The organism is Chitinophaga sp. (assembly GCF_035538455.1).
Taxonomy (GTDB): domain Bacteria; phylum Bacteroidota; class Bacteroidia; order Chitinophagales; family Chitinophagaceae; genus Chitinophaga.
In genome coordinates this window covers 1-14,666 of record NZ_DATLKJ010000087.1, presented here as the reverse complement: position 1 = coordinate 14,666, position 14,666 = coordinate 1, and the positions used below count along the sequence as shown (strand labels likewise).

Genomic DNA, 14,666 nt, shown 5'->3' with positions numbered 1-14,666 from the left:
TGACAAATATTGATCTCCGCTGCATTTTAAATAACTAAATCCCTAAATAAAAAAATCTTAAAATAACAGGTTGCTTCCTCCTCTGAAGGGCGTTTTGCCCAGGTGTACATATGCTTTCTCTGTAACCTCGCGCCCCCTCGGTGTACGCTTGATAAAACCTTCTTGTATCAGGAACGGCTCATATACCTCCTCCAGCGTGCCTGGTTCTTCACTTACTGCTGTGGCAATAGTAGTGATTCCCACAGGGCCTCCCTTGAAGTTTTCGATGATTACCTGCAGGATGCGGTTATCCATCTCATCGAGACCATATTCATCCACATTCAGTGCTTTCAGGCTGAATTGCGCTATTTCCAGATCAATGATACCGTTGCCGACTACCATCGCAAAATCACGTACACGGCGCAGGAGCCCGTTGGCAATACGAGGTGTGCCACGTGAGCGACGCGCTATCTCGCCGGCAGCATCGGATGTGATCTTGGTTCCCAGCAATCCTGCTGCGCGCCAGATGATCTTCTGCAAGGTAGCCGCATTGTAATATTCGAGTCTCGACTTAATACCGAAGCGGGACAATAGCGGAGCCGTGAGCAGACCGGAACGCGTGGTGGCGCCAATAAGCGTGAACGGATGCAGGTTCAGTTGGATGGAACGTGCACTAGGGCCGCTTTCTATCATAATATCAATACGGTAATCTTCCATAGCGGAATACAGATATTCTTCCACTACGGTGCTTAAACGGTGTATCTCGTCAATGAAAAGTACGTCTTTGTCTTCCAGGTTAGTGAGCAGGCCTGCGAGGTCGCCGGGTTTTTCAATGACCGGCCCTGATGTTTCGCGGATATTCACGCCCAGTTCATTGGCTACAATGCGTGACAGCGTGGTTTTACCAAGACCCGGAGGGCCGTGGAACAGTACATGGTCCAGCGCTTCTCCACGCATCTTGGCCGCCTTGATGAAGATCTTCAGGTTCTCAATAATCTGCTCCTGCCCCGAAAAATCAACGATCTCACGGGGACGTATACTGTTTTCAAACTCCTTCTCAGCGGCGCTGAGTTTATTCTCATCTGGTCTTAAAGGCTGATTGGACATCATATACATCAAAATTACACAAATAAAATCCTGCGTACTGTCTTCAACAATAAAAAAAGAAAATGTTCTTTTCTCATACAAAGGTGTCAGTTACCGCTGCCTGGAATTGATTAACATTGTAACTGGTTCAACCAAACCGTGCCGGGAAAAGACAAGCCCGCAAATACTTGTCCCGAAAGGATTTAAACTATTTACATGAAGAAAACGCCATTATTACTACTGCTGGCTACAGGATTCAGCATAGCCGGCAATGCCCAGCAAATCCAACAGAAAGAAGTAGCACGTATTATCTCCACACTGGCCGCTGATGATATGCAGGGCCGCCTGCCCGGTACACCAGGCGCAGAGAAAGCTGCCGCCTTCATCAGCGGTGAGTTTCGTAAAGCAGGGCTGAAGCCTTTGCCTGGAGAGCAAGGCCTGTTGCAACAGTTCTATAAATACCAACTCAAATCCACCACCACAGAGCTGGTGATAAATGGTCAGGCCAGGAACTGGCCGGTGATTCCGGTGGGAAATACGCGTAGTCTGAGCTGGGTGAAAGATACTACTTATAACATTGTACACGCCAAAGACCCCGGTGCTATGCTGGGCATATTGCGCAACAGGAAGAAACTGGAAAAGAATACCCTGCTCTGGATAGATCCTTCTATGGCTGGTTATCTCGGCAATATCAAAGCTTCTTTCTCTGAAAGATTCTACGACAGCCCTGAAGATATTACTGCTCCGGATGCTGATGCCAAGCAGATAGTGTTGGTATTTGAAGAGGAACCGGTGGCAGATAATGCTGACTGGTCCATCAAAGTAACCAGAGATGTGCAGAAACAACAGTTTACCAACGTAACCGGTATGATCAAAGGCAGCACCAAGCCGGGTGAATATGTGATCTTCTCCGGTCACTACGATCACCTCGGCATACTGCCTCCTGTTGCGGGCGACAGCATTGCCAACGGTGCTGATGATGATGCATCCGGCACTACCGCGGTGATTACGCTGGCCAGCTACTTCAGGAAGTCTAAACCGGCGCGCTCTATTATCTTTGTTGCTTTCACTGCTGAAGAAATGGGTGGTTATGGTTCAGGTTATTTCTCCGAAAAGCTGGATCCGGAGAAAGTTGCAGCGATGTTTAACATCGAGATGATCGGTAAGGAGTCCAAATTTGGAAAGAACAGCGCTTTCATCACCGGCTTCGAGAAATCAGATTTTGGCACTATCCTGCAACGCAATCTGCAGGGTTCTTCCTTCCATTTCTATCCTGATCCTTATCCTGAGCAGCATCTCTTCTATCGCTCAGATAATGCTACCCTGGCTAAATTGGGTGTACCTGCACATACTATTTCTACTACTCAGATCGATAAGGATCAGTTTTATCACACTGTAGATGATGAGCTGAAGACCCTTGATGTTACTAATATTACAGATATTATTAAGGCCATTGCCGTGAGTTCACGCAGTATCATAAAAGGAACGGATACGCCTACACGAATTAAGCCTTTAAATGGTGAGTGATTGCCATCATACGTGTGCTGTGACTGATATCATATATTCATCCGGTTGAGGCTAACTCAACCGGATGTTTCTTTTTTAATTAACACGGTGACACTTTTTTTTCCGGATTTCTTTTTTATTTTTACCATGCGAATTCCCCTGTTAGTCATTTAAAACCATATCGATATGAAAACCGGAATCTTACACCTCTGCGGTGCATTGGGCATTGCCGCACTGATGTTTTCCTCGTGCTCAAAGGAAATGTCAACATCTCCCGATCAAAATTCATCTCCTGTCAGTAAAGACAGTGTGAATGTGAACTACGAAATTTCTGTTCTGAACCCCACGTACAGATTAACACCAGATGCTTCAGGAAGACTGGCTGCTACTATCGGCGATCCATCTCTTGCAAAAGGAACAACAGGCTTTGATATTACGTGGGACACTGCTACAGCAAGATTAAGAGAAATCAGACTGGAGGCGAAACGCGGTCCGGATGAAGTTGAGTTCAAATTGAAAACAGACAGACAGGTAAATCTGAAAAACATACCTGTTATTCTGGGAGCTATCAGAATTCCTACAGGTACTTATCAGCAGGTTAAGGTTTACGCCAGAGTAGAAGGCGATAAAAACAACCCCGCTGTAAAACTGATCGGATTCGTTACTTTCGATGGAAAGAAAATTCCGGTGGAAATCATCCTCTCTGGAAAAATCGAGTTGAAGGCTACCGGTAAGGATGTTGTGGTAACCAAGACCGGCATTGACTGGAAAGGTTCTCTCAAAATCTCCATGGATCTGGTTCTGGAAAAACTCCAGCTTGGCGACTTCCAGGCAGCATTCAGCAAAGGCAAGCTCCAGATCAGCGTGAATGTGAACGCAGGTCTGCACGACAAAGTTGTGAACTCATTTGAAAACAGTATGTCTGTAGAACATCTGCACAACTAATCAACGAATTATTAAATGAAGAAGGCGCAAAGTATTTCCTTTGCGCCTTTTATTTTTTTATTTTCTGTAGCATTATTCTCCGATCTCTGCATATACAGCGAAATGATCAGAAGCATATCTTCCGTTCCATGTTTCGGAGATGGTAGCATGCTTCTGTACATTGAATTTTCCTTTGAGGAAAATATAATCGATAGGTTTGTTTTCCACTTCAGCATGATGCCAACCGTTGAAAGTACCTACAGGGCCGTAATGTGGCGTCTGGCTCACTGCCTTGCTGTCGGTGAAATGGAGCGGGTTGCTGTTGTCCATTACTACCTGTATTGGTTCATCATCAGGAGTGGCGTTGAAGTCGCCGGTGATAATAGCTGGTACAGCACCGGCAATTTTATGTACCTGTTGCAGCAGGAATTTAGCACTTTCGCGGCGGGCAATTTTTCCCATGTGGTCGAAGTGGGTATTGAAGTGGAAGAATACTTTCTTCGTTTTCTTATCTCTGAATTGTGCCCATGTAACAATGCGGGTGATAGCGGCATCCCATCCCTTGCTGCCGGCAACGGTGGGTGTTTCGGAGAGCCAGAAGGTTTCACTTTTTAATACCTGTAGTTTTGTTGTATCGTAAAAGATAGCGGAGAATTCACCTTTTGTTTTACCATCTTCGCGGCCTACACCAATTGTTTTATAACCGGGCAGCAGTTGTTGCAGGTCCTGCATCTGATCATACAATGCTTCCTGCACACCGAGTGTGCTTACCTGATGGAACAATACTTCTGAAGCCACTTTCTCTTTACGGTGAGGCCATGCGTTCAGGCTATCGTTGGGCGTATTCATACGGATGTTGAAGGTCATCACATGCAGTGGCGTCTGGGCCAGAAGGGTACTTATAAACAGGCATAACACACCTGACAGCCATATCTTTTTCATTGTATCTTGATTTAGCGCATAAAAATAGTCAGCAGAATGGAAAATCCCAGCCTTGCGGGAGGGCTTTAAGATTTAATAATGCTGATGATGAGCGATGATCAGTGAATGCGCTTATTGAGCTGGAGGATGAGATCTGGGTCGGGACAGTTGCGCAGGTACTTTTCTCTTTCACTGTAACGACAAACGCCGGGATAGTCGCCCCGGAAATTCTGCATCTCTTCGATTACCTGGAAATGGAGATGTGGCGGCCATCCACCGTTTTCTGCGGAGGTGCCGAAGTGGGCAAGTGGTTGCCCGGCGGTAACGGGCATGTTTTCATATAGCCCTTTGAGGTTAGATATGCTGAGATGTCCGTATAAGGTGTGGAACCGTTGTCCGTCCAGCTGGTGTTGAAGGATGATGGTGGCGCCATAATCCCCGAAATCATCGTTGAAGCGGAAGCTGTGTACATGACCATTCAGCGGCACCGCAACCGGCGTACCTACCGCGCCCCATACATCTATGCCCAGATGTAGCCGCCGTGGCTCTTCACCGGCATCGAAATGAGGGCTTACGGCGTAGATCGTGCGATGCTCGTTGTAGCCACCAATGCCAAGCCTGCAGCCTGCATCCGTTAATGTACGCTCAACATAACGGCTGAACTTACCGATATCATGCAGGATAGTTTTAGTGAGGGTGGTATTGTTGGCGGTGAAGTCCATTACCAGCAGTTGCTCCTCCGGTTGCAATGCAATCACCGGCTTAAAAGTTGACTGGTATTTCTTAAGTACTTCGGATAACATAATTTCGAGGGCTTGACTTACATCTAAATATAAATATTAATTTACGGATAAAATAATTGTCACCCATTGCATTATCCCGTTTATGTATCGGCTGGACCTCTGCATTTTCCGTTACACGCCGTTACGGAAACGCTTGGTATGTTTATCGGCTTCCGGTATTTTCTTTATCTGCGCAGGAAGCAGGGCGACCAGGTTACCAGTAGTAACCGTATCTGGGCCATTATCGGCGCCATATTCGGCGCATTGTTCGGCAGCCGTCTCCTGGGTGCGCTGGAAAATCCCCCGGCTCTTTTAAGTGCAGATAATATCCTCTTATACATCTATCAAAACAAAACGATTGTAGGCGGGCTTCTCGGCGGTCTTATCGGAGTGGAGTCTGTAAAAAAGGCCATCGGCGAAAATACCTCTACAGGCGATCTCTTCACCTATCCGCTGATACTGGCTATGATTACAGGCCGTATCGGATGCTTCAGCATGGGGGTATATGAAGAGACATACGGTGTGCCTACTACGCTGCCCTGGGGGCTGGACCTTGGCGATGGCCTGCTGCGGCACCCGGTATCATTATACGAAATTGTTTTCCTTGCCGGACTGTGGCTGGCGTTGTATTATGCGAACAAGCGGTTTCCGCTGGTGAACGGTGCACGATTTAAGTTGTTTATGATAGGCTACCTGTTGTTCAGATTCCTGCTGGATTTTATCAAACCTGGCTATCGTTATGCCTTCGGTCTGGGGTCTATACAGCTGGCCTGTCTTGCGGGACTGATCTATTATCTGCCCGTTATTCTTTTTCCATCAAGATTAATTCAAAAGCAATATGCCTGAAAAAAATTACACCTATTATGACTTTACCCTGAGTATATGCAGTACCTGTTTACGGCGTGCAGATGCAAAGGTTATATTTGAAGACGGGAAGGTATATATGGTGAAACACTGCCGTGAGCACGGCAGAGAGAAAGTGCTGATAGCTACTGATATTGCCTATTATAAAAATACGCGCAACTATAACAAACCTTCTGAGGCGCCGCTGAAAACCAATACCAGTACACATTACGGATGCCCTTATGATTGTGGTCTCTGCCAGGATCATGAACAGCATTCCTGCCTCAGCGTGATCGAGGTAACCGACCGGTGTAACCTTACCTGTCCTACCTGCTATGCAATGTCATCGCCACATTATGGTCGTCATCGTACGCTGGAAGAGATAGAGCAGATGCTGGATATTATTGTGGCGAATGAGGGACAACCCGACGTGGTGCGGCTGAGTGGGGGAGAACCTACTATTCATCCACAGTTTTTCGAAATATTGGATATTGCCAAACGCAAGCCTATCCGGCATCTTATGGTGAATACAAACGGTGTGCGTATTGCAAAGGATAAAGCGTTTACCGCAAAGCTAGCTACCTATATGCCGGACTTTGAGGTATACCTTCAATTCGACTCTTTCAGGCCCGAATCGCTGGAGCGTATGCGGGGCAAAGATCTGACGGATATACGGAAGCAGGCGCTGGAAAACCTCAATGAGGTGAACCTGAGCACCACGCTTGTGATGACTTTGCAGAAAGGTGTGAATGAAGATGAGATTGGCGCTGTGATCGACTACGCCCTGAAGCAGCCTTGTGTGCGTGGGGTTACCTTCCAGCCTGTGCAGGTGGCAGGCCGCACGGAAGGTTTTGATCCGGCTACCGACCGCATTACACTCACAGAGGTAAGGCAACGTATCCTGGAGCAATCGCCCGTGTTCAGTGAGAACGATATTATCCCGGTTCCCTGTAACCCGGATGCCCTGGCAATGGCATATGCCCTGAAGGTAGGCGGACAGGTATATCCGCTCACGCGCTTTGTGGACCCCGCCGTATTGCTTAATAATTCCAAGAACACGATTGTATATGAACAGGATGAAAGGCTACACCAATATGTGTTAAAGATCTTCAGTACAGGTATCTCTACGGATGCCGCCGTGAATGATATGCAGTCGCTGCTTTGCTGCCTGCCGCAGATACAGGCCCCCGGACTGGACTATAATAATCTCTTCAGGATTGTGATTATGCGCTTCATAGACGCTTATGATTTTGACGTGCGGGCTATCAAGAAATCATGTGTACATATTGTACACAAGGACGGGCGTATTATTCCTTTTGAAACGATGAATTTATTTTACCGGGATGATAAGGAAGAATATCTGAAACAACTGCAGGGGGAGCGTGAATCTATAAAACTATAACGACGTTTTTATATGAAACCATTCTTCAAAAAGCTGTTATGGATTTTAGGGGCGCCATTGGTAATTGCATTGCTGATGTGTCTTTCATCCAGTGAAGGTATTTTAGGGGCTGGCTTGTTGCTGTTGTTTGTCTCGGGGACTTATGGTGTGATAGGGATCATTCTGTTGTTTACCAAGGAAGCAGATACAGGGAAAGCGATGTTGTTGTCTGCCGGGATTATATTGCTGGTAGGATTTTCTGTGTGCGGGATAATACTAAGCGGGCTTAAACTTAATAATATGCATTGATAGGTTTTAGCTGTCAGCTTTTAGTTATTCAAAAAAGCCAACAGCTAAAATCTAAGAGGTTTTATATTACCACGTTGATCATCCTTCCTTTAACGATGATCACTTTCTTTACGGGTTTGCCTTCCAGCCACTTCTGCACAGCTTCATTCGCCAGCACATCTTTTTCGATGGCGCTGTTTTCAGCATCCAGCGCAATGCTCATTTCAGTGCGTGTTTTACCATTTACAGCGATGGGATAATTGAAAGCGCTCTCCTTTGTATGCTGTTCGTTGTACTCAGGGTACATAGCATTGAGGATACTTTCATTATGACCCAGGTACTGCCACAGTTCTTCGCAGAGGTGCGGCGCGTAAGGGGTGAGCAGTATCAGCAATGGTTCCAGTACGGCGCGTTTGCTGCATTTCAGCGTGGCCAGCTCGTTCACGCAGATCATGAACTGGCTCACAGCTGTGTTATAGGAGAAGCTGGAGGTATCGTTATCTATCTTATTGATAGTCTTGTGCAGGATTTTCAGTTCTTCCGGCGTAGGTGCGTTATCGTTCACGAGCAGTCCTTTCTGTTCGTCTGCAAAGAGGCGCCATAGCTTTTTCAGGAAGCGGTGTACACCTTCAATACCTTTGGTATCCCAGGGTTTGGATTGTTCTACCGGGCCCAGGAACATTTCGTACATGCGGAAGGTATCGGCACCGTATCTCTCCACGAGGTCGTTGGGGTTTACGGTGTTGAATAAGCGCTTGCTCATTTTTTCCAGCTGAATACCGCAGATATATTTCCCATCCTCAAGAATGAATGTCGCATTCTCAAAATCCGGCTTCCATTTTTTCAATGCTTCAGTATTCAGTTCCACTCCGTCAACAATATTCACATCCACGTGGAGTTCATCTGTTTCGTACTGATCTTTCAGTCCATATGAAACATACTCGTGAGTACCACGTATGCGGTATACTAATCTTGAACTACCTCCAATCATTCCCTGGTTGATGAGGGATTTGAAAGGTTCCTGGAAACCGATGTGCCCCAGGTCGTACAGTGCTTTGGTCCACATGCGGGAGTACAGCAGGTGACCCACTGCGTGTTCAGTACCGCCTACATATACATCCACCTGGTTCCAGTAGTCTGTGGCTTTGCGGTCTGCGAAGGTGTTGGTGTTGTGTGGGTCCATATAGCGAAGGAAGTACCAGCTGCTGCCGGCATAACCAGGCATAGTATTGGTTTCGCGCTTAACGCCGGGAGCTACGTTTACCCAGTCGGTGATGTTGGCCAGGGGGCCTTCACCTTCTTCGCCGGGTTTATAGTTTTCCACATGCGGGAGTTCCAGCGGCAGTTCTTTTTCGTCTATAGCATAAGGTACGCCGTCTTTGTATACAATGGGGAAAGGTTCGCCCCAGTAGCGCTGACGGCTGAAGCCTGCATCGCGCATTTTGTAGTTGATCTGGCGTTTACCGATGCCCATGCTCTCTATCTTTTCAATTACCACACCCATGGCGGGTTTCATATCCATACCGTTGAGGAAGCCGCTGTTTTGCAGTTTCGCATCCTTGGTAGAATTGGCTTCTTCGCCGTTGAAGGCATCGCCAATGATGTTGGTGATGGGAATGTTGAAGTGTTGGGCGAAACCAAAGTCGCGTTGGTCGCCACAAGGCACAGCCATGATGGCGCCGGTGCCGTATCCAGCCAGTACATATTCAGCAATCCAGATGGGGATTTCGCGGCCATCAAACGGATTAATGGCATATGCGCCGGTGAAGCAACCGGTGATTTGTTTTACATCGGCCATGCGCTCGCGTTCAGAGCGGCTTTGCACATATTCGAGGTATTGTTCGATGGCTGCTTTCTGTTCAGGTGAGGTTATCTGCTGCACCAGTTCATGCTCAGGGGCCAGTACCATGAAGTCCACGCCGAAGATAGTATCGGGGCGGGTGGTATATACTTCCACATGCTGGCTGGAGCCTTTCACTGCAAATTTAATTTCAGCGCCCTGGCTCTTACCGATCCAGTTGCGTTGCATTTCTTTCATGGCTTCGCTGAAGCTGACTGTTTCCAGTCCTTCGAGGAGGCGGTTGGCGTAATCGGTGATGCGCAGGAACCACTGGCGCATTTTCTTTTTGATCACGGGGAAGCCGCCACGTTCACTAACGCCGTTCACCACTTCATCGTTGGCGAGTACTGTGCCGAGGGCGGGGCACCAGTTTACCTCAGCATACGCGAGGTAGGCGAGGCGGTACTGCATCAGTATTTCGCGTTGCTCAATTTCCGTATAGGCGTTCCATTGAGCGGCGGTGAACTGGATGGTGCGGTCGCCGGGGCATATATGGGCCGCATTGCCGTTCTGGCCGAAGATGGCAACGAGGGAGCTGATAGGCTCAGCTTTATTGCTGATACGGTTATACCAGCTTTCGAAGATCTGCAGGAAGATCCACTGCGTCCATTTGTAATAGGAAGGGTCGCTGGTATTAACCTGGCGGTCCCAGTCGAAACAGAATCCGATATTATTCAGCTGGCTGCGGAATGTTTTGATATTTTCCGCGGTGGTTACAGCGGGATGCTGACCGGTTTCCAGTGCATATTGTTCTGCCGGAAGGCCAAAGGCGTCGTATCCCATAGGATGCAGCACATTAAAGCCTTTCAGCCTTTTATAGCGTGAATAGATGTCCGTAGCGATGTATCCCAGGGGATGTCCTACGTGTAGTCCCGCACCGGAGGGATAGGGGAACATGTCGAGTACATAGCATTTTGGTTTGGGGCTGTCATTGCTCACTTTGTAGATGTGAGACTCCTGCCATTGCTGTTGCCACTTTTTTTCAATTGCCCTGAAATTATATTCCATATCTGTTGTAGATGAACAGTAACCAGCCGTTTGTAAAACAATACGCCGGGTGTTTACTGCGTTATCAATTATAATTTTAAATTCTTTAATATGCCCGATCAGCAAAATAATGTTAAATTCATTAATACCACAAGGTCATCCCCCTACATCTTTATATCTTGCCGGTCGTCAGCCGGGGAAAATGGCAGTAAATGAATGATCAGGGCTGGCAAAATTAAACACATAACTACTAATTTTTATTATTTTCGCCGATAAACTGCAGATTAATGGCGCAATCCGGGAAATCATCAGCAAAGAAGTCGAAACCATCCTACCTGTACTCCATCATTGGGGTTGCTCTGGTATTGTTTTCACTGGGCACTCTGGGCCTGGTGGTGATACATGCGAGCAAGCTCAGTAAGTATTTTAAGGAGAGTATCGAAGTACAGGTCATTCTGAGGGATAATGTGAAAGAGAACCAGGCACTGGCCCTGCGCGACTCTATCTCCCATAAGCCCTATATCAAATCCATCGAGTACGTTTCCAAGGATATGGCTGCAAAGCGCTTCCAGAAAGACTTTGGGGAGGATTTTATCCAGCTGCTGCAGTATAATCCGCTATATGCCAGCATCAACATTAAGGCCAACGCCAACTATGTGAACGCTGACAGCCTGAAAATTATAGAAAACAACCTGTCGCAGCAAAGCATTGTGCGGGAAATATCTTATCAGCGTTCACTGGTAAGCAAACTGAATGAAAACGTAAACAGGATAGGAATGATCATCCTGATTATCAGTGGCCTGCTCTGCCTGGTGGTGATCTTCCTGATAGATAATACCATCCGCCTGGCGATGTTCAGCAACCGCTTCCTGATCAAAACCATGCAGATGGTGGGCGCTACCCGGTGGTTTATCGCGAAGCCGTTTGACCTGCGTAGCATCGTTAATGGCGCTATCAGCGCGCTGGTAGCTATTGCCGGACTGCTGGCCATCTTATCATTTGCAGACAGGGCGTTGCCGGAGCTCAACGGGCTGCGGGACAATCTTATGATCGGCGTCCTTTTCGCTGGTATGATCATCCTGGGAATCTTCATCTCTCTTTTCAGTACACACCGCTCCGTAATGAAATACCTGCGGCTGAAGCTGGACGATCTGTATTAATTATTGCAATAAATTAATTTAAAGATAATACCTACATTATGTCTAAACTAACCAGTAAGCCCGCTGCGAATAAAGATGCAGCCAGCAATATAGAAGACACCCATCCCATTTTCCCCAAAGAAAATTATAAGTTCATGCTTGCCGGCATCCTGGTGATCGTTATCGGGTTCCTGCTTATGATGGGCGGCAATAGCAATGATCCCAACAGCTTCAAACCAGAGGTGGTGTACAGCTTCCGCAGGATAACCCTGGCGCCGATTGTGATCGTACTGGGTTTGATGGTAGAAGTATATGCTATCATGCACAGACCTAAAACGAAGTAACAACTGCCTGATAAAAATATTTTTACAGCGATGATCACTCATCGCTTTTTTTATAACTTTTTAACCATACTCATTTTCCATGAACTTAATTCATGCAATTATCATTGCTATCGTTGAAGGTCTGACTGAATTTCTGCCCATCTCTTCCACCGGGCATATGATCATTGTCAGTTCCTTGCTGGGCATCAGCAAAGATGAATTCACTAAGCTGTTTGAGGTGGTAATCCAGCTGGGGGCCATCCTGGCAGTGGTAGTATTATACTGGAAGAAATTCCTGGTGTTTGACAAGAACCGTGTCAATTTTTATCTGAAGCTGATAGTAGCGGTATTACCGGCACTGATCTGCGGCTACCTTTTCAGCGATAAGATAGACCAGCTGCTGGAAAGCCCGCTTACAGTAGGTGTTACATTGCTGCTGGGCGGTATTGTGCTGTTGTTTGTGGACAACTGGTTCCAGAACCCGGTGATTGATTCGGATGAAAAGATGAATGTGTTTACGGCGCTCCGCATTGGGTTTTATCAATGTATAGCCCTGATTCCTGGAGTAAGCCGCAGTGCTGCTTCCATTATCGGTGGCATGCAACAGAAACTGACCCGCAATGTGGCTGCCGAGTTTTCTTTCTTCCTGGCTGTGCCTACTATGGCTGCTGCCACCGGCTATAAGCTGCTGAAGGGCCGTGAACTGCTGATGGCGCATCCTGAAAACCTCAAATTATTGCTGGTGGGCAATATTGTGGCATTCATCGTAGCGATGGGCGCTATCAAATTTTTCATTGGTACCCTGAAGAAGTACGGCTTTAAAATGTGGGGTTATTACCGCATTATTGTAGGCGCTGTTATTATAGCTGCCATATTGATGGGGTACAAACTTGAACTGTGATTAGTGGTGATTTTTTTGATGATCCTGATAAGCGGAGATTGTATATATCCTTGATAATGATAATATAATCACATATTGGATATGTTCATACACCTCGGTGTTAATATACTATAGAAAGGATTATCGCAGGATAATACCATAGATAAAGCGAAAGGCCCATTCAGCAATAACTTCAGCTGAATGGGCCTTTCGCTTTAATTTTATCATTTAAAAATCATTGTCATCATTGGCTATCTATCCTTTGACTGCCAGCAATAATTCCAGGTCGGTGTATTTGAGTTTGAATTTTTCACTGAGGTGATAGTTGGTAAGTGCGCCTTTGTAAAGGTAGATGCCATTACGGACACCGCGCTTGATCCATACCAGGTTTTCAAACCCGCCATCATCGGCGGCTTCCACGAGGAGAGGCATGAGTACATTGCTGATTGCTTCAGAGGCGGTACGCGCAAAGCCTGATGGAATATTGGGCACACAGTAGTGTACTACGTCATATTTCTTGAATACGGGGTTTTCGTGACTGGTAATTTCCGATGTCTCAAAGCAGCCGCCGCGGTCGATACTGACGTCTACGATTACTGAGCCGGCTTTCATATTGCTTACCATGGATTCGCTGACCACAATAGGTGTCCGGCCGCTTTGCGATGATAATGCGCCTACGGCGACATCAGCATTGCGTAGCTGTTCTGCCAGGACCTTGGGCTGGATCACAGAAGTGAAGACCCTAACCCCGATATTGTTCTGAAGACGTTTAAGTTTATAGATGTTGTTGTCGAATACTTTTACGGAAGCGCCGAGGGCCATGGCTGTGCGTGCGGCAAATTCGCCTACGATACCTGCTCCTATGATCACCACCTTGGTGGGGGGAATACCGGTAATACCGCCGAGCAGGATACCCTTGCCTTTATTACCATTGCTGAGATACTGACCGGCAATCAGCATGACGGCGCCACCGGCGATCTCACTCATGGCTCTTACAATGGGATAGGTGCCAGCATCATCTTTCAGGTTTTCAAAGGAAAGGAGCGTTATGCGTTTATCCATCATCTTCTGCACCTGTGCTGCTTTCAGCGCAGCGAGGTGGATAGGGGAGATAACGATCTGGTGTGCATGCAGCAGTTCAATTTCTTCATCGTTCAGCGGAGCTGATTTAACGATGATCTCTGCTTTGAAAACTTCCTTTTTATCATATACAATCTCCGCACCAGCCTCTGAATAGTCTGTGTCGTAATAATGTGATCCGTCGCCGGCTTTATGTTCTACCACTATATGATGCCCGTGTGCGGCTAAAATGCTGACTGCATCCGGTGTCAGGGCTATACGGTTTTCCTGGAAAGAAGTTTCTTTGGGTATGCCTATGAATAAACGTGAATTTTTTTGTGGTATATCCAGAGTTTCTTCCAATGGCGAATAAGTAAAGCCAGCACTCACTACAGGTTTTTGCCTTTGCTCCATATACGGTCAGTATTGTTTTCTGAATAAAGTAAAGATACATCATTTGTCAGATGCCGCCGTTTCGCGCAACATCCTTTTTTGGTCGGGCTGTACCTCCAGCCGTAGGTGTACGGTATCAGGAGGAAGCAGTGGGGCTATTACCCGGGGCCATTCCACGAAGCATATGGCATCCTGGTAAAGCGTGTCTTCCACACCGGCGCTGATGGCATCGTCCTCATCCTTCAATCTGTAAAGGTCCAGGTGATAGATGCGTTGTTGACGGCCTTCTGCATCCTGGTAGCCATATTCATTGATGATGGAAAAAGTTGGGCTTG

Annotated in this window: 14 protein-coding genes; 8 read left to right on the top strand and 6 right to left on the bottom strand. The window is 47.0% G+C overall.

Going from position 1 to position 14,666, the window contains the following annotated elements:
- Positions 1-57: 57 nt before the first annotated feature.
- Entirely contained in the window at positions 58-1,089 is a 1,032-nt protein-coding gene (ruvB, locus tag VM802_RS10075; RefSeq protein WP_325529932.1) for a Holliday junction branch migration DNA helicase RuvB, read from the bottom strand.
- Positions 1,090-1,281: 192 nt separating this feature from the next.
- On the opposite strand from ruvB, the gene VM802_RS10070 reads away from it, so the two are divergent.
- A complete protein-coding gene (locus VM802_RS10070; RefSeq protein WP_325529930.1) occupies positions 1,282-2,592 on the top strand; it encodes a M20/M25/M40 family metallo-hydrolase in 1,311 nt (436 codons plus the stop codon).
- A 165-nt stretch (positions 2,593-2,757) separates the two neighbouring features.
- Positions 2,758-3,516, top strand: a complete 759-nt coding sequence (locus VM802_RS10065; protein WP_325529928.1) for a hypothetical protein — start codon at positions 2,758-2,760, stop codon at positions 3,514-3,516.
- 72 nt (positions 3,517-3,588) lie between these two features.
- Here the strand turns inward: VM802_RS10065 and VM802_RS10060 are convergent, their stop codons facing one another.
- Positions 3,589-4,437 (bottom strand): endonuclease/exonuclease/phosphatase family protein, encoded by an 849-nt coding sequence (locus tag VM802_RS10060; RefSeq protein ID WP_325529926.1) that lies wholly within the window; start codon positions 4,435-4,437, stop codon positions 3,589-3,591.
- A 98-nt stretch (positions 4,438-4,535) separates the two neighbouring features.
- The gene (locus VM802_RS10055; protein WP_325529924.1) at positions 4,536-5,219 is read right to left on the bottom strand and encodes a peptidoglycan DD-metalloendopeptidase family protein; all 684 of its coding nucleotides are present in this window, start codon (positions 5,217-5,219) and stop codon (positions 4,536-4,538) included.
- Between the two features lie 66 nt (positions 5,220-5,285).
- On the opposite strand from VM802_RS10055, the gene VM802_RS10050 reads away from it, so the two are divergent.
- Genes VM802_RS10050 through VM802_RS10040 form a run of 3 tightly spaced genes read left to right on the top strand, consistent with a single transcriptional unit; the run spans position 5,286 to position 7,731 of the window.
- Positions 5,286-6,044 carry a prolipoprotein diacylglyceryl transferase gene (locus VM802_RS10050; protein ID WP_325529922.1) on the top strand — a complete coding sequence of 253 codons (759 nt, stop codon included), beginning with the start codon at positions 5,286-5,288 and terminating at the stop codon, positions 6,042-6,044.
- Entirely contained in the window at positions 6,037-7,443 is a 1,407-nt protein-coding gene (locus VM802_RS10045) for a radical SAM protein (RefSeq protein WP_325529920.1), read from the top strand. The genes VM802_RS10050 and VM802_RS10045 overlap by 8 nt, the downstream gene beginning before the upstream one ends.
- 12 nt (positions 7,444-7,455) lie before the next feature.
- Positions 7,456-7,731: a hypothetical protein gene (locus VM802_RS10040; RefSeq protein ID WP_325529918.1), complete on the top strand. Its 276-nt coding sequence runs from the start codon at positions 7,456-7,458 to the stop codon at positions 7,729-7,731.
- A 61-nt stretch (positions 7,732-7,792) separates the two neighbouring features.
- Here the strand turns inward: VM802_RS10040 and leuS are convergent, their stop codons facing one another.
- On the bottom strand, positions 7,793-10,558 hold the full coding sequence (gene leuS, locus VM802_RS10035) for a leucine--tRNA ligase (protein WP_325529916.1): 2,766 nt from the start codon (positions 10,556-10,558) through the stop codon (positions 7,793-7,795).
- Positions 10,559-10,824: 266 nt separating this feature from the next.
- Between leuS and VM802_RS10030 the strand changes: the two genes are divergently transcribed.
- From VM802_RS10030 to VM802_RS10020, 3 genes are all read left to right on the top strand, one after another.
- Positions 10,825-11,697, top strand: coding sequence for a cell division protein FtsX (locus VM802_RS10030; RefSeq protein WP_325529914.1), 873 nt, complete (start codon positions 10,825-10,827; stop codon positions 11,695-11,697).
- A 38-nt stretch (positions 11,698-11,735) separates the two neighbouring features.
- Complete coding sequence (locus VM802_RS10025) at positions 11,736-12,020, top strand: DUF3098 domain-containing protein (protein WP_325529912.1); 285 nt, start codon at positions 11,736-11,738, stop codon at positions 12,018-12,020.
- 79 nt (positions 12,021-12,099) lie between these two features.
- Entirely contained in the window at positions 12,100-12,900 is an 801-nt protein-coding gene (locus VM802_RS10020; protein ID WP_325529910.1) for an undecaprenyl-diphosphate phosphatase, read from the top strand.
- A gap of 234 nt (positions 12,901-13,134) precedes the next feature.
- Here VM802_RS10020 and VM802_RS10015 read toward each other — a convergent pair whose 3' ends face one another.
- Complete coding sequence (locus tag VM802_RS10015) at positions 13,135-14,352, bottom strand: alanine dehydrogenase (protein WP_325529908.1); 1,218 nt, start codon at positions 14,350-14,352, stop codon at positions 13,135-13,137.
- Between the two features lie 39 nt (positions 14,353-14,391).
- On the bottom strand, positions 14,392-14,666 hold a 275-nt coding region (gene tsaE, locus VM802_RS10010; RefSeq protein WP_325529906.1), incomplete at its 5' end, for a tRNA (adenosine(37)-N6)-threonylcarbamoyltransferase complex ATPase subunit type 1 TsaE.